The organism is Cyanobium sp. LEGE 06113, from assembly GCF_015207615.1.
The window spans coordinates 1-14,630 of record NZ_JADEWM010000013.1 but is presented as its reverse complement, the minus strand read 5'-3'; the positions used below and the strand labels follow the sequence as shown (position 1 = coordinate 14,630).

Sequence of the window (14,630 nt, the reverse complement as noted above, 5' to 3'; positions counted from 1 at the left end):
CCCTCAGAAAGGCAGCTTCTTCTTGGCATCCTTGTCGAGGTCGGCCTCCATCTCCCGCAGCCGCTTGAGGATGGTGTCGTAATACTCCTTGAGGTAGCTCTCCAGCCCCGTGGTCTCGCCGGGGTCGAGGCCAAAGGCCGCGTAGCTCTCCTCCATGGGCGCATCGAGTTTCACGCCACCGCCGGTGACGGCATCGAAGGCGAGCCGCTCAGCCACGTTGAGGCTGGCCTCGAAGAAGCTGGTGAGGCCCCGCATCATCGAGAGCAGAGCCGGCGGCACCCGGAACACCCGGGCATCCTTGCCGGTGAACCGCTCGCAGAGCTGGGTGATCTCGCCGGTGATCCAGGCCCGCGGGCCCACCACCGGGAAGGCCCGGCGCACCGTTTCGGGGCGTTCGAGGGCGGCCACCGCGAAGCGGGCCATGTCCTGGGTGTTCATGTAGGCGATCGGCGTAGGCGATCCGCTCACCCACACGGTCTGCCCCTCCAGCACGGGGATCGCGAACTGGCTGATCAACCCCTGCATGAACGCCACGCCGCGCAGGATCGTGTAGTCGAAATCAGAGGCCTCCAGCCATTCCTCCGTGCAGGCCTTGATGTCCATCAGCGGCACCTCGCGGTGGCGGGCCGCATCCAGCAGCGACACAAACACGAGCCGTTTGACGCCAGCGCGGGAGCAGGCGGCGAAGAGGTTCTGCTTGCCACCCCAGTCGATGTCGTAGGCGCTGCCGGGATCGGTGGCCCGGGCGGTGGCCGCATCGATCACGGCCTCCTGGCCTTCCAGGGCGTAGTCGAGGCTGTCGGGTTCGAGCAGGTCGCCGCGGGTGAGTTCACAGCCCCACTCCTGCAGGAAGGCGGCCTTGCGCGGCGAGCGCACCACGCAGCGCACCTGGTGGCCGGCATCGAGGGCCCGGCGAGCAACCTGGCGACCCAAGGTGCCCGTTGCGCCCACCACCAAGACCTGCATGCCGCTCGCTCAATCGGCTGAGAGCCTAGGGGCCGGCTCAGCCCAGCGAGATCGGCGAGACCGGCAGCGGCTCAGGGCTTCAGTCTTCGTCGGCGAAGCGCAGCAGCAGGGCCCCACCGGCCAGGCCCACCGGGATCAGCACCCAGAACAGGGCTGCGATACCGAAGATCTCCGAGGCCATGGGGGAGGCGCGTTGTGCCACCCGTTTTAGCGCGGCGCGGCCTCAGTTCGGACCTGGCGGTGCCAGCGCCGCCGCCAGCTCCAGGATCCGGGCCCAGGGGGCATCGCTGCGCAGCATGCCGGCCATCACACCGGCGCGGTGGGCGCACCAGCCTCCTGGCGCAGGGCTTCCAGCAGGCCGGCCAGCCGGGGCGTACCCGTGGGAAGGCGGCGGCTCAGCTCCGCCATCGGCCAGCAGCGAGCCGGCAGGCCCGGGTCGGCCATCAGCGCCTGCAACAACCGCTGGCTGGCAGGCGCCTGCCAGCCGGGAGGCAGCGCCAGGGCGGCCTGGTGCAGGCGCTCCAGCCAGGCCCCGTTCTGCAGTGGTCCGAGCCAGAGAGGGCCGGAAATCGCCAGCGGGCGCCCCCCCTGGCGCTGCTGGGGATCCTCAGGGCAGAGGCAGGGAGCCCAGCCTCGCAGCTTCAGCAGGCTCTGCAGCTGCTGGTCGCCGCAGCCATGGCAGTGGGCCAGGAGCCCCAGCTGTTGCTCCTCGCCGACCCGGGGCCGGCGGCGCAGCTGGATCGCCGTGCGGAAGGTGCGCCCCTCGCTGAAGCTGAACAGGGGCTCAATGCCCCATCCCTGGGCCCAGGCGAGACGCGCCACCTGGCCGATCTGCAGCCGCAGCGCCAGCTCCCAGCTGGCCGGGTGCGCCCGGGCCGCCGCCCCCAGGGAGCGGATGGCGGCCGGGCGGTCGTGGCCGGTTGGGGAGCGGCCATCGCTGCTGGCCAGATACAGCACCCCCTCGAAGGCCACGGCCTCCAGGGCGAGGGGCAGCAGGCCCGCCACCGAGCCGAAGGCATCGAGGTCCACCAGCTCGAAGCGCTGCTGCCGCAGCAGGCATGCCGCCAGCAGCTTCTGGGCCGTGAGGGCCGTGCAGCGATGGGGCAAGGCGGCCAGGCTGGCGAGGTTGGTACGCAGCAGGGGCAGGCGCCCGGGATCGGCGTCATTGGCCCACACCGAGGCCGCCCCTCCCTCCACGGCCAGACGCAGGCTGCGAATGCCACAGCCGGCCATCAGATCGAGCACCCGCACCGGCGGGTTGGCGTCAAGGCCCTCCCGGCAGGCCACCAGGCTGCGGCACAGCAGCACGCCCAGGTCGCGGCTGGGCCGCGATTCAGGCCTGAAGAATCCCTGGCCCAACTGCAGGCTCACACCGCCTTCGCGGTAGGCCTCCGGCGCTGGATCGGCCGTGACCGACCTCATCCGCCCGACCGTGCCGGTTCTGTGCTCAATCGCCTGCCGCTCACTCGTCTGGCTGCCCCGGTGGGGACCATCCTGGCGGCTGGGGCATCCCAGCTCCACGGCCAGCTCCACCGCCAGCTCCAGGTGCGGCCTACGTTTGAACTCCGCTCGATGGCCCAGGCGGCCGCCGCACCTCCCTTGTCTTCCCGCCCGGCTGAGGCACTGCCGCATTCAGGGCTGGCCCCTCGTTCAGCTTCGCCCCGCACAGGGACGGACTGGGGTGAGCACGGCACCTGGGTCTGGCGTGGTCTGGCGGTGCACTGGCGCCAGCTCGACCCCCCCGCTGCCCTGATCCAGCACCAGGGTGGTGTGCGGGGAGCGGTGCTGCTGCTGCATGGCTTCGGGGCCGCCAGTGGCCACTGGCGGCGCAACGCAACCGCCCTGGCCGCCGAAGGCTGGATGGTGTATGCCCTCGACCTGATCGGCTTCGGCGCATCCGAGCAGCCCGGCCCTGGCCTGCTTCCCGCCGGGCGGCTCGACAACCGCCTCTGGGCGCGGCAGGTGCAGGCCTTCCTGCAGGAGGTGGTGGGCGGGCCGGCGGTGCTGGTGGGCCATTCCCTCGGCGCTCTGGTGGCCACCAGCTGTGCCACCTTCTTCCCGCGCTGGGTGCGGGGCGTGGTGGCCGCCACCCTGCCCGACCCGGCCCTGATGGGCCGCAGCCGGCCGCGCCCGCCGCGGCGACGTCCCTGGCGCCGCCGCCTCAAGCGACGGGTGGTGGTGGTGCTCTGCCGGCTCTTGCCCCTGGAGCTGCTGGTACCGCTGCTGGCCCACTCGCCCCTGCTGGCCCTGGGCATCCAGCTCTCCTATGCCATCCCGGTGATCGGCGACCAGGAGCTGAGACGCCTGTTCGCCACCCCCGCCCGCCGGCCCAGTGCCGTGCGCAGCCTGCGCACCATGAGCATCGCCATGGCCCTGCGCCCCCATGGCGCCACGGCTCCTTCGATGCTGCCGCGCCTGCGGCGGCCCCTGCTGCTGGTCTGGGGAACGCGCGACCAGCTCGTGCCGATCCAGGTGGGGGAGGCCCTGCAGCGGTTACGCCCCGACCTGCCGCTGCTCTCCCTGGAGGGCTGTGGCCACTGCCTCCATGACGAGGCCCCCGAGCCCTTCCACGCCGCCGTGATTCCCTGGCTGCACCAGCTCAGCCTCAGCCCCGTGGCGGGCGAGCCCTGAGCAGCCCAGGGGGCCTCGGTGCTGACCGGTAGCTTGGTCACACCTGCCCGGTTCCCATCCCACAGCCATGAAGCACACCCTCTCGGTGCTGGTGGAAGACGAATCCGGGGCCCTCAGCCGCATCTCCGGCCTGTTCGCCCGCCGCGGCTTCAACATCGAGAGCCTGGCCGTGGGGCCGGCCGAAGGCGGTGGGATGTCCCGCCTCACCATGGTGGTGGAGGGCGACGACCGCACCCTGGCCCAGATGACCAAGCAGCTCGACAAGCTGGTCAACGTGCTGGGTGTGATCGACCTCTCCCAGCTCCCCTCGGTGGAGCGGGAGCTGATGCTGCTCAAGGTGGCCGCCCCGGCCCACAACCGCGGCGCCATCCTCGACCTGGTGCAGGTGTTCCGCGCCAATGTGGTGGATGTGGCCGATGAGGCCCTCACCCTCGAAGTGGTGGGTGATCCCGGCAAGCTGGTGGCTCTCGAGCAGGTGATGGCCCCCTACGGCATCCTCGAGATCGCCCGCACCGGCAAGGTGGCCCTGGAGCGGTCCTCCGGTGTGAACACCGCCTTCCTGCGGGTCACCGCTTCCAACAAGCGGGTGCCCGCCTGAAGCCCCTAGGAGCCTGGCTTCACCAGCTTGCCGCCTGAGGCCACGCTGGCCTTGACGATCTTGTCGCCCTGCTGGATGCGGTCGACCACTTCCATGCCCTGGCTCACCCGGCCGAACACGGCGTAGCGGCCATCGAGCTCGGGCAGGGCCTGCAGGGCCACGTAGAACTGGGCGCTGGCCGAATTGGGATCAGCGGAGCGGGCCATCGCCACCGCACCGCGCTGGTGGGCCAGCGCCAGCTGACGGGTCACGCCGGGGGCGGTGATCGTCTCGCCATAGCGGGGGGCAGGCTCCTCGCTGAGCTTGAGCTCCAGCGGAATCAGCCGCGCCTCACCACTGGCGGGGTCCACATAGCTGCCGCTGCCGTACTGGTTGGGAGGCACCACCGGGTTGGCACTGGCCGGATCGCCGCCCTGCACCACGAAGGGCGTGGGGTCGCGCACCACCCGGTGAAACACGGTGCCGTCGTAGACACCGCGCTGCACCAGATCCACGAAATTGCCGGCGCTAAGGGGCGCTGCGTCGCCGTCGAGCTGCAGCTGCACCTCACCCCGGCTGGTCTGCAGGGTCACCGTGGCTGGGCCCTCCAGGCAGGGCGTGGTGGCGGTGGCGCAGCCCTGGGGGGTCGAGCTGGAACCGCTCGGGGTGCAGGCCGCCAGCACCAGGGGGGTGAGCATCAGCAGGGCAGCCATGGCCAGCCGGGTGGCCAGGCGGCGGGAGAGGCCGCTCATACGCCCTCCAGGGGCACCCCCAGGAAGCGGGCCAACTGGGCTCCGGACTGTTCCAGATCGGCCAGGGCCATGGGCTCACCCACCCGGGTGAGGGGCAGATCGCGGCGGCCCTGCAGCTTCAGGGCCAGGCGGCGGCGCGGGTTGAGGCCATCGCGCACCTCCACCTTCACCGCCTGGATGTCCCGCAGCCGGATCTCCACGTCGATCAGCTGGCGAAAGGCCTGGCGCCGAATCGTGGCGGTGCCGGCGCGGCGGTCGAAGCGGTTGCTGCCGGCGCCCACGTCGAGGCCGATCACGGTCCAGAGGTAGGTGGCCAGCAGCACGGCCGCCGTGCCGTAAAGGCCCATGACCAGCCCCTGGGGCACGAAGACCAGTTCGGCGGGGTGGCCGATGGGCAGCAGGTCCCGGGCCAGGTAACTGGAGAGGCTGGTGAGCAGAAAGCCCACGCCGCCGAGGCTCACCGCCACGGCCATCAGCAGATTCGAAGGGCGGCGGGAGCCGAGCACCGGTTGCTCCAGCAGATCGGAGGTCCCCGTGGCGAAGCTCGGGATTGGCAGCGGTCGTCACGGCGGGGTTCAAGAAGGTGGAAAGGTTGGCGTGCGGGGCAGCTGGGCCCGGGGGCTGAACGGTGCGCGGGATGGGCCAAATGCACCGCGAAGGCCCAGGGCATCCTGGCGTCTGGCCGCGACCCAGGGGGCAAGGATCAGAATAAATACTTAAAAGCCTGGCCTCAGCTGGGGTTTCAGCCCATTGCGGCCAACCTCGCGATGCCGAAGAACATTGTTACCATCGCCCGGTATCCCGCTTCCTCCATGACGATCGCTGCAGGACGCTTGCCGCAGCGGGGATGGTTCGACGTCCTCGATGACTGGCTCAAGCGCGACCGCTTTGTCTTTGTTGGGTGGTCTGGTCTGCTCCTGTTCCCCACGGCCTACCTGGCTCTGGGCGGCTGGCTCACCGGCACCACCTTCGCCACCTCCTGGTACACCCACGGGATTGCCAGCTCCTATCTCGAGGGCTGCAACTTCCTCACCGCCGCCGTCAGCACCCCCGCTGACGCCATGGGCCACAGCCTGCTGCTGCTCTGGGGCCCTGAGGCCCAAGGCGCTTCGTGCGCTGGGTGCAGCTCGGCGGCCTCTGGCCGTTCGTGGCCTGCACGGTGCCTTCTCCCTGATCGGCTTCATGCTGCGTCAGTTCGAGATCGCCCGCCTGGTGGGCATCCGCCCCTACAACGCCATCGCCTTCTCGGGCCCGATCGCGGTGTTCGTCAGTGTCTTCCTGATGTACCCCCTGGGCCAGAGCAGCTGGTTCTTTGCGCCCAGCTTCGGCGTGGCCGCCATCTTCCGCTTCCTGCTGTTCCTGCAGGGCTTCCACAACTGGACCCTCAACCCTTTCCACATGATGGGTGTGGCGGGGATCCTGGGCGGTGCCCTGCTCTGCGCCATCCACGGCGCCACGGTGGAGAACACCCTGTTCGAGGACGGGGAGCAGTCGAACACCTTCAAGGCGTTCGAGCCCACCCAGGAAGAGGAGACCTACTCGATGGTGACGGCCAACCGCTTCTGGAGCCAGATCTTCGGGATCGCCTTCTCCAACAAGCGCTGGCTGCACTTCTTCATGCTGTTCGTGCCGGTGATGGGTCTGTGGACCAGCAGCATCGGCATCATCGGCCTGGCGCTGAACCTGCGGGCCTACGACTTCGTGTCGCAGGAGATCCGCGCCGCTGAGGACCCCGAGTTCGAGACCTTCTACACGAAGAACATTCTTCTGAATGAAGGCATCCGCGCCTGGATGGCGCCGGCTGACCAGCCGCATGAAAACTTCGTCTTCCCTGAAGAGGTACTGCCCCGTGGAAACGCCCTTTAATTCCGGGCTGGTGGGTGTCGGGGGCAAGGACCTCGACTCCACCGGTTACGCCTGGTGGGCGGGTAACGCCCGCCTGATCAATCTCTCCGGCCGCCTGCTCGGCGCCCATGTGGCCCACGCTGGCCTGATGGTCTTCTGGGCCGGAGCCATGATGCTGTTCGAGGTGAGCCACTTCACCTTCGACAAGCCCATGTACGAGCAGGGTCTGATCCTGTTCCCCCACGTCGCCACCCTCGGTTACGGCGTCGGCCCTGGCGGTGAGGTCACCAACCTCTATCCGTTCTTTGTTGTGGGCGTGCTCCACCTGATCAGCTCGGCCGTGCTCGGCGTGGGCGGTCTGTATCACGCTCTGCGCGGCCCTGAGATCCTGGAGAACTACTCCAACTTTTTCTCCCAGGACTGGCGCGACAAGAACCAGATGACCAACATCATCGGTTACCACCTCATCCTCCTGGGTGTGGGCTGCTTGCTGCTGGTGTTCAAGGCCATGTTCTTCGGCGGCGTCTACGACACCTGGGCTCCCGGTGGCGGTGACGTGCGCCTGATCACCAATCCCACCCTGAATCCGGGTGTGATCTTCGGCTACCTCACCCGCGCCCCCTTTGGTGGCGAGGGCTGGATCATCGGTGTCGACTCCATGGAGGACATCATCGGCGGCCACATCTGGCTGGGCCTGATCTGCATCTTCGGTGGCATCTGGCACGTGATCACCAAGCCCTTCGGCTGGGTGCGTCGCGCCTTCATCTGGAACGGTGAGGCCTATCTGAGCTACAGCCTCGGCGCCCTGAGCTTCATGAGCTTCATCGCCTCGGCCTTCATCTGGTTCAACAACACCGCCTACCCCTCCGAGTTCTACGGCCCCACCAACGCCGAGTCCTCCCAGGCCCAGAGCTTCACCTTCCTGGTGCGTGACCAGCGCCTCGGAGCCAACATCGGTTCGGCCATGGGCCCCACCGGTCTGGGCAAATACCTGATGCGCTCCCCCACCGGCGAGATCATCTTCGGTGGTGAAACCATGCGTTTCTGGGACTTCCGCGGCCCCTGGCTGGAGCCGCTGCGCGGCCCCAACGGCCTCAGCCTCGACAAGCTCCAGAACGACATTCAGCCCTGGCAGGTGCGCCGGGCGGCTGAATACATGACCCACGCCCCCAATGCCTCCCTCAACTCCGTGGGCGGCATCATCACCGAGCCCAACTCGGTGAACTTCGTGAACATCCGCCAGTGGCTGGCCTCCACGCAATTCGTGCTGGCTTTCTTCTTCCTGGTGGGTCACCTCTGGCATGCCGGCCGCGCCCGCGCCGCCGCTGCCGGTTTCGAGAAGGGCATCGACCGTCAGGCCGAGCCCACCCTGGCCATGCCCGACCTCGACTGACCCCCCTCAGTCCTCTGCGTCGGCGCAAGCCGCTTGCCCCCGCCCTTGGTGGGGGCTTTTTTGTGCCCAGACAGATCTGGTCAGAACTCCGCTCCAGGCCGTCATGGCTGGCACACACCCGGCCGATACGTTGCGGTGATGCGTTGCCGGCGGGTCTCGCCCCAGCGCCTCTCCTCACTCCGTTGACAGCCATGACCGTGCGATCCCTCACCCTGCGCCTCAGCAGCACCGCCGCCGTTGCCGCCGCCAGCGCAGGCCTTGGCTTGCTGGCGGGCGCCGCACCGGCGGCGGCCATGCCCCGCTGGCTCTCCAGCCCGGAGGCTGGGGTGGTCTGCGATCAACGCGCCCAGACCTGCTTCAGCAGCAAGGGCGTCTCGTTGGAGGAGACCAGGCGCCAGTTCGGCAGCCAGGCGGCCCGACGCCTGCAGACCTCCCTGATCGGCCGGCCCGTTCCCCAGGAGTTCCAGCTCACCGATGGCAGCCTCTGCAGCCTGCGCGCCGAAACCTGCTGGGAGCGGGGCTCAGATCGCCAGCGGGTCGAGCGTGAACTGACCCGCGTGCTGTTCGGCCGGGTGTCGCGGAATGACCGCGAGGTGACCACCTACGAGGGCCGCTGCACCCTGGCGCAAGGCTCCCGCCTGCTCCACGACGGCGACTGCTCCCTGCGCCTGGTGGAGCGCAGCAATGGCGTCACCCGCTACGTGGTGACCCAGCCGGATGGACGGCGCTTCAACTTCAGCGACCGCAGCGGACGGCTGGAGGTGCGCGATGCCACCGGCACCTCGCCCGTGACCTTCATCGACCACGGCTACACAGGCGTGTTCCGCTGGCGCAACCTCACCCTGGTGGCCACCCGCGAGAACCGCGGCCTGCGACGCGGCCGCAGCTCCAGCGACGGCATCGGCGAGCTGTTCAGCGATCGTTGAAGCGTGGATCCTGGAGCCAGCGGCGCAGCAGGGGCAGGCTGAGGCCGATCACATTGCTGAAGCAGCCTTCGATTCGCTCCACCAGCAGCCCGCCCCGCCCCTCCAGGGCAAATCCCCCAGCGCATTGCAGCGGCTCGCCAGTGGCCACGTAGGCGGCGATGGCCGCTTCGTCCAGGCCGGCGAACTGCACCCGCGTGGTCACCACCGCCTGCAGCGGCGGCCCCTGCGGGGCCGTGAGGCAGTGACCGGTGTGCAGCTCCGCCCACTGGCCGCTCATGCGGCGCCAGCGGGCGGCGGCTTGCTCGGCATCGCGGGGCTTACCGAAGGTCTCTCCGGCGAACACCAGCACCGAATCACAGCCCAGCACCCCGCACCACGACGGCAGAGCGGTGGGGGCAGCCTTCCCCAGCTCAGCCGCCAGCTTTGCCGCCACTGCTTCGGCCTTCGCCTGGGCCAGCTGGCGCACCAACTGCCGGGCATCGGCATGGGCAAACGCCTCCTCGTCCACCCCACTCACCTGCACCCGGTGGGGGAGGCCCGCCTGCTGCAACAGGCGGCGACGGGCCGGGGAGGCGGAGGCAAGCACCAGCATCTGGGCCGTCAGGTCAGGGAGAATCGCCCCATGAAAGGACAGCCTCACCTCCAGGCCCGCTCCTGGGCCCGGGCCTCCCAGGCGATGCGCTGCCTGCCGTTCCGCCGCACGTTCTATGAGCTGGTGGGCGCCACGCCGCTCAGCAGCAGTGCCTTCTGCCGCCGGGCCGATGCCGGCCAGCACTGCAGCTGCAGCCTGGGCAGCGAGCGGGTGGAGGCCCACTGGATCTGGCTGATCCAGGTGGGGGTGCTGCGCCGGGAGGTGGATGGCCAGGGACTCACCGAGCGGGTGCGTCTCACGCCGATGGGGCGCGACCTGCTGGAGCAGTGGCCGGGCGCCATTCCCGAGGCGTCCCTGCTGGAGCGGCTGCAGCACCAGCTGCGGCGCAGCCGGCCGCGCCTGTGAGGGATCCGGCCCTCGCGCCCAGCCCCCTGATGGTGCTGGGCACCAGCAGCGGCGCCGGCAAGTCGCTGATGACGGCCGCCCTCTGCCGGGTGCTGCGCCGCCACGGTGAGCAGCCGCTGCCCTTCAAGGGTCAGAACATGAGCAACAACGCCTGGGTGGATGGCGGCGGCGGTGAGATGGCCTACTCCCAGGCGCTGCAGGCCTGGGCGGCGGGGCTGGAGCCCCACTGCAGCATGAATCCCGTGCTGCTCAAGCCCCAGGGCGACAGCACCAGCGAGGTGATTCACCTGGGCCGCTCGGTGGGCACGGCCCGGGCCGAGCACTACTACCGCGACTGGTTTCGCCCCGGCTGGGCCGCCATCCGGGAGGGGCTGGACGCGCTGCAGACCAGCCATCCCGGCGGCCGGCTGGTGCTGGAGGGGGCCGGCAGCCCCGTGGAGGTGAACCTGCAGGCCCGCGACCTCACCAACCTGCGGCTGGCCCAGTTCCTGCGGGCCCGCTGCCTGCTGGTGGCGGACATCGAACGGGGCGGGGTGTTTGCCCAGCTGGTGGGCACCCTGCAGCTGCTCACGCCGGTGCAGCGCCCCTTGATCCGGGGGCTGCTGATCAACCGCTTTCGGGGCCGGCGCGAACTCTTTGACGCCGGCAGAACCTGGCTGCAGGATCACACCGGCGTGCCCGTGCTGGGGGTGATGCCCTGGCTGGATGAGCTGTTTCCCCCGGAAGACTCCCTCGATCTGCTGGAGCGTCGCGGTAGCAAGGGCCGGGCCGAGCTGGAGATTGCCGTGCTGCGGCTGCCCTCGCTCAGCAACTTCTCCGACCTCGATCCCCTTGAGGCCGAGCCCAGCCTGCAACTGCGCTGGATCCGGCCCGGCGAGGAGCTCGGCCAGCCCGATGCCGTGATCCTGCCGGGCAGCAAGCAGACCCTGCGGGACCTGGCAGCCCTGCAGGATCACGGCTGGGGGGAGCGGCTGGCGGCCTACGTGAGCAGCGGCGGCCACCTGTTCGGGCTCTGCGGCGGTCTGCAGATGCTGGGACGGCAGCTGGGCGATCCCCGCGGCCTGGAGGGCGAGGCGATCCGGGGCGGTGGGGCAGAGCAGGCGGGTCTTGGCCTGCTGCCGCTGCGCACCGTCTATGGCGCCAGCAAGGCCCTGCGCCAGCGGCACTGCCCGGCCCTGTGGCCACCAGGGTCACCGCTGGAGCTGCGCGGCTTCGAGCTTCACCGCGGCCACACCGAGCTGCTGGGCGGCGGTCTGGCAGGCGACGGGTCAGAGAGCGCGGCCGCCACCGCTCCGCTGGCCGCTGAGGCCGGCCTGGGATGGTGGCGGCCGATCGGAGAGCGGGGCGGCAGCGTGGCGGGCACCTACCTGCACGGGGTGTTCGACAGCGGTGCCTGGCGGCGACGCTGGCTCAACCAGCTGCGCCAGCGCCGAGGACTCCCCCTGCTGAGCGAACATCAGAGCGACCATGCCCAGCAACGCGACGCCCTGCTCGATCGCCTGGCCGATGCCTTCGAGGCCCACGTGAACCTCGCCCCCCTGCTTCCCCCCTGATGAGTGCCACTCCGGTTCGCCTGCACTGGCCCAACGGCCACACCAGCCAGGTGGCCAGCGGCAGCTCCTGGCTGGTGGCGGCCGAGCAGGCCAGCGTGACCATCCCCACCGGCTGCCTGGGGGGAAGCTGCGGCGCCTGCGAAATCGAGGTGAACGGCCGGGTGGTGCGGGCCTGCATCGCCACGGTGCCCCCCAGCCGCACGGGCTCGCTCACGGTGGAACTGGCCAGCGATCCCTACTGGTGAGGAGAGGGCTGGCGAAGAGAGGGCTGGTGAGGCGAGCTCAGTTGGGGGAAGCCTGGATCAGCCCGCCACCGAGCAGCACGTCGCCGGCATAGAACACCGCGGCCTGGCCTGGGGTGATGGAGAACTGCTCTTCGGCGAAACGCAGCTGCACCCGGTAAGGCCGGCCCGCTGCCCCATCGGCCTCGGTGGGTTCCAGGGGGGTGAGCAGGGCCGGCTCCGGGGCGCTGCGGTAGCGCACCTGCACCTCCACCTCCAGCGGTTGCTGGGGCGGCTCGATCGACACCCAGTTCACCGCGCCCACCACACAGTCGGGGCGGGCCGCCTCGGAGCGGGGTGCCACCACCACCCGGTTCATGGCGCCATCGAGACGCACCACATGCAGCGGCTCGCTCCAGGCCACCCCCAGCCCCTTGCGCTGGCCGATGGTGAAGTGCTCCAGGCCGTCGTGGTGGCCCAGCACCCGGCCGTCTCCCAGCACGATCTCGCCCTGGCGCGGCGGCAGGTAGGCATCCAGGAAGGCCCGCATCGAGCCGTGGTGGTCGGCCAGGCAGAGGTCCTGGCTCTCGGGCTTGGCGGCGGTGCGCAGGCCGTGATGCTCGGCCTCCAGGCGGGTGTCGGGTTTGGTGAGTTCACCGAGGGGAAACACCAGCCGGCAGAGCACCTCCTGGGGCAGGTCGTAGAGGAAGTAGCTCTGGTCCTTGTGGCGATCCAGACCGCGCAGCAGCTGGTCACGGCCGCCACCGCTGGCCGGGCGGACGCGGGCGTAGTGGCCCGTGGCCAGGCGCTCCAGGCCGCGCTGCTCCCGGGCCCAGGCGAGCATCGGGCCGAACTTCACCTCGCGGTTGCAGCGGGAGCAGGGCAGGGGCGTCACCCCGGCGGCATAGCCCTCCACCAGAAAGTCAACGATCTGGGCCCGGAACTGCTCGCGGGAATCCACCACGTGGTGGGGCACCCCCAGCTGCTCACAGAGGCCGGCGGCATCCACCAGCCCCTCGGCGCAGCAGGCCCCCTTGCCGCTCATCAGCCACAGGGTGAGCCCCTCCACCTGCCAGCCCGCCTCCACCAGCAGAGCCGCGGTGAGAGAGCTGTCCACCCCGCCGGAGAGCCCCACGGCCACGCGGTGCTCGCCGGGCCAGGCCCGCAGGCGCTCCAGGGCCTGGGCACCGGCTGGAGTGGCAGCAGGGGCGGAGCTCAGCAAGGCGGGGCGAAAGGCGTCATTGCTCCCATCATGAAGCGGCGCCCCATCGCCTGCCGTGACCCCCAGCCCCACCCCCTGGCCGGCCCGCGACGCCGAGCACCTGCTGGTGAGCGGCGCCGAGATGGCCGCCGTGGAAACCAGGCTGTTCGAGAGCGGCCTGCCGGTGGAGGCGCTGATGGAGAAGGCCGGCCTGGCCCTCAGCCAGCGGCTGTTGGAAGCTCACGGTCCCCGGCTGAGGGCCTGCGGGGCCCTGGTGCTGGTGGGGCCTGGCCACAACGGCGGTGATGGGCTGGTGGTGGCCCGCGAGCTCCACCTGGCCGGCATCGCCGTGCAGCTGTGGTGCCCCTTTGAGCGCTGCAAACCCCTCACCGCCACCCACCGCCGCCATGCCCACTGGCTGGGCATCCCCACCCTGGCCGGTCCGCCGGATCCCGCCGCGGCCAGCCTCTGGATTGATGCCCTGCTGGGCCTCAATCAGAGCCGGCCCCCAGGCGCCGAGCTCGAAACCCTGCTGGAGCATCGGCAGCAGCAGGCCCCTGGGGGTCTGGTGGCCCTGGATGTGCCCACCGGACTGTGCAGCGACACGGGGCGCTGCCTCGGTGCCGTGGCAGCGAAGGCCATCCACACCTGCACCGTGGGGCTGATCAAGCAGGGCCTGGCGCAGGATGCGGCCCTGGCCTGGGTGGGCCGGCTGGAGCGCATCGACCTGGGGCTGGCCCGCCAGGCCCTGGACGCCCTGCCCGCCAGCCCGCCGCTGCTGCTGGCTGCCGCCGACCTGAGCACCGCGCCCTGGCCCCGGATCGAAACGGCGGCGAGCAAGTACGGCCGGGGCCGGCTGCTGCTGCTGGCCGGCAGTGCCCGCTTCCAGGGCGCCGCGCACCTGGCGGTGGCGGGGGCCAGTGCCAGCGGCTGCGCCAGTGTGCGGCTGGCCGGAGCCGCCGGCGTGGGGGGCAGCTGGTGGCCAGGGCGCCGCATGTGGTGGTGAGCGCGGAGCTGGCCTGCGACCCGGCGGGGCACCTCTGCCTGGCCGCCCTTCCCGCCACCGCTCTTGAACGCCTCGATGCCCTGCTGCTGGGGCCGGGGCTGGGGGGCCAGCCGCAGCCTGCCCTCGGCGCAGGGCGTGAGCTGGAGGTGTGGGAGCGGCTGCAACGCTTGCCCGGCCTGCTGGTGCTCGATGCCGACGGCCTCAACCGTCTGGCCCTGGCGGTGGCCCCAGGCCTGGGCTGCAGCGCGGCGGCCTGGCTGGGTCATCGCCAGGGCCCCACCTGGCTCACCCCGCATGGGGCGGAGTTCGAGCGCCTCTTCCCCCAGTGGGCAGAGCTGCCGCCCCTGGAGGCCGCCGGCCGGGCCGCCGGCGAGGCGGGCGTGGGCCTGGTGCTGAAGGGAGCCCGCAGCGTGGTGGCCGCCCCTGATGGGCGCCGCTGGCAGCTGGGGGAAGCCGAACCCCGCGCGGCCCGCGCCGGCCTCGGGGACGTGCTGGCGGGCTACTGCGCCGGGCTGGGCGCCCAGGCCATCGCCGCCACATGCCGAGCACGGTCAGCCCGTCG

16 protein-coding genes and 1 pseudogene are annotated in these 14,630 nt (G+C 70.6%); 10 read left to right on the top strand and 7 right to left on the bottom strand.

Annotated features, from left to right (window positions below; all coding sequences use genetic code 11):
• Nucleotides 1-3: 3 nt before the first annotated feature.
• From IQ220_RS14860 to IQ220_RS14850, 3 genes are all read right to left on the bottom strand, one after another.
• The gene (locus tag IQ220_RS14860; protein ID WP_186699074.1) at nucleotides 4-966 is read right to left on the bottom strand and encodes an NAD(P)H-binding protein; all 963 of its coding nucleotides are present in this window, start codon (nucleotides 964-966) and stop codon (nucleotides 4-6) included.
• A 79-nt stretch (nucleotides 967-1,045) separates the two neighbouring features.
• Nucleotides 1,046-1,147, bottom strand: coding sequence for a cytochrome b6-f complex subunit PetM (petM, locus tag IQ220_RS14855; RefSeq protein ID WP_186700214.1), 102 nt, complete (start codon nucleotides 1,145-1,147; stop codon nucleotides 1,046-1,048).
• A gap of 125 nt (nucleotides 1,148-1,272) precedes the next feature.
• Nucleotides 1,273-2,499 carry a N2,N2-dimethylguanosine tRNA methyltransferase gene (locus IQ220_RS14850; RefSeq protein ID WP_370566517.1) on the bottom strand — a complete coding sequence of 409 codons (1,227 nt, stop codon included), beginning with the start codon at nucleotides 2,497-2,499 and terminating at the stop codon, nucleotides 1,273-1,275.
• Nucleotides 2,500-2,682: 183 nt separating this feature from the next.
• Between IQ220_RS14850 and IQ220_RS14845 the strand changes: the two genes are divergently transcribed.
• Together IQ220_RS14845 and ilvN are read left to right on the top strand one after the other, a co-directional pair.
• Nucleotides 2,683-3,597, top strand: a complete 915-nt coding sequence (locus IQ220_RS14845) for an alpha/beta fold hydrolase (RefSeq protein ID WP_370566516.1) — start codon at nucleotides 2,683-2,685, stop codon at nucleotides 3,595-3,597.
• 67 nt (nucleotides 3,598-3,664) lie between these two features.
• Entirely contained in the window at nucleotides 3,665-4,195 is a 531-nt protein-coding gene (gene ilvN, locus IQ220_RS14840; protein WP_186699070.1) for an acetolactate synthase small subunit, read from the top strand.
• 5 nt (nucleotides 4,196-4,200) lie between these two features.
• Here ilvN and IQ220_RS14835 read toward each other — a convergent pair whose 3' ends face one another.
• Both IQ220_RS14835 and IQ220_RS14830 read right to left on the bottom strand, forming a co-directional pair.
• Nucleotides 4,201-4,926, bottom strand: coding sequence for a peptidylprolyl isomerase (locus IQ220_RS14835; RefSeq protein WP_186699068.1), 726 nt, complete (start codon nucleotides 4,924-4,926; stop codon nucleotides 4,201-4,203).
• The gene (locus IQ220_RS14830) at nucleotides 4,923-5,477 is read right to left on the bottom strand and encodes a photosystem I assembly protein Ycf4 (RefSeq protein WP_193916208.1); all 555 of its coding nucleotides are present in this window, start codon (nucleotides 5,475-5,477) and stop codon (nucleotides 4,923-4,925) included. The genes IQ220_RS14835 and IQ220_RS14830 overlap by 4 nt, the downstream gene beginning before the upstream one ends.
• Nucleotides 5,478-5,738: 261 nt before the next feature.
• Between IQ220_RS14830 and psbD the strand changes: the two are divergent.
• The 3 genes and pseudogenes from psbD (at nucleotide 5,739) to IQ220_RS14815 (ending at nucleotide 9,090) form a co-directional block, all read left to right on the top strand.
• Nucleotides 5,739-6,792, top strand: a pseudogene (gene psbD / locus IQ220_RS14825) (photosystem II D2 protein (photosystem q(a) protein)).
• Nucleotides 6,776-8,164: a photosystem II reaction center protein CP43 gene (gene psbC / locus IQ220_RS14820; protein ID WP_186699064.1), complete on the top strand. Its 1,389-nt coding sequence runs from the start codon at nucleotides 6,776-6,778 to the stop codon at nucleotides 8,162-8,164. Before psbD ends, psbC begins: the two are co-directional and overlap by 17 nt.
• A gap of 191 nt (nucleotides 8,165-8,355) precedes the next feature.
• The gene (locus tag IQ220_RS14815; RefSeq protein WP_193916176.1) at nucleotides 8,356-9,090 is read left to right on the top strand and encodes a YcgJ family protein; all 735 of its coding nucleotides are present in this window, start codon (nucleotides 8,356-8,358) and stop codon (nucleotides 9,088-9,090) included.
• Here the strand turns inward: IQ220_RS14815 and IQ220_RS14810 are convergent.
• Nucleotides 9,077-9,682 (bottom strand): nucleoside triphosphate pyrophosphatase, encoded by a 606-nt coding sequence (locus tag IQ220_RS14810; protein WP_193916205.1) that lies wholly within the window; start codon nucleotides 9,680-9,682, stop codon nucleotides 9,077-9,079. The two genes, IQ220_RS14815 and IQ220_RS14810, sit on opposite strands and share 14 nt — an antisense overlap.
• Before the next feature lie 30 nt (nucleotides 9,683-9,712).
• Between IQ220_RS14810 and IQ220_RS14805 the strand changes: the two genes are divergently transcribed.
• Genes IQ220_RS14805 through IQ220_RS14795 form a run of 3 tightly spaced genes read left to right on the top strand, consistent with a single transcriptional unit; the run spans nucleotide 9,713 to nucleotide 11,885 of the window.
• On the top strand, nucleotides 9,713-10,087 hold the full coding sequence (locus IQ220_RS14805) for an Npun_F0494 family protein (protein WP_193815354.1): 375 nt from the start codon (nucleotides 9,713-9,715) through the stop codon (nucleotides 10,085-10,087).
• A gap of 29 nt (nucleotides 10,088-10,116) precedes the next feature.
• A complete protein-coding gene (locus IQ220_RS14800) occupies nucleotides 10,117-11,640 on the top strand; it encodes a cobyric acid synthase (RefSeq protein WP_193916202.1) in 1,524 nt (507 codons plus the stop codon).
• Nucleotides 11,640-11,885 carry a 2Fe-2S iron-sulfur cluster-binding protein gene (locus IQ220_RS14795; RefSeq protein WP_193916173.1) on the top strand — a complete coding sequence of 82 codons (246 nt, stop codon included), beginning with the start codon at nucleotides 11,640-11,642 and terminating at the stop codon, nucleotides 11,883-11,885. The genes IQ220_RS14800 and IQ220_RS14795 overlap by 1 nt, the downstream gene beginning before the upstream one ends.
• Nucleotides 11,886-11,922: 37 nt before the next feature.
• Here the strand turns inward: IQ220_RS14795 and mnmA are convergent, their stop codons facing one another.
• A complete protein-coding gene (mnmA, locus tag IQ220_RS14790) occupies nucleotides 11,923-13,080 on the bottom strand; it encodes a tRNA 2-thiouridine(34) synthase MnmA (protein WP_193815356.1) in 1,158 nt (385 codons plus the stop codon).
• Nucleotides 13,081-13,138: 58 nt separating this feature from the next.
• Between mnmA and IQ220_RS15960 the strand changes: the two genes are divergently transcribed.
• Together IQ220_RS15960 and IQ220_RS15955 are read left to right on the top strand one after the other, a co-directional pair.
• Entirely contained in the window at nucleotides 13,139-14,068 is a 930-nt protein-coding gene (locus IQ220_RS15960; RefSeq protein WP_370566515.1) for an NAD(P)H-hydrate epimerase, read from the top strand.
• Nucleotides 14,041-14,630, top strand: a 590-nt coding sequence (locus IQ220_RS15955) for an NAD(P)H-hydrate dehydratase (protein ID WP_370566513.1), incomplete at its 3' end; no start/stop codon positions are given. The genes IQ220_RS15960 and IQ220_RS15955, both read left to right, overlap by 28 nt.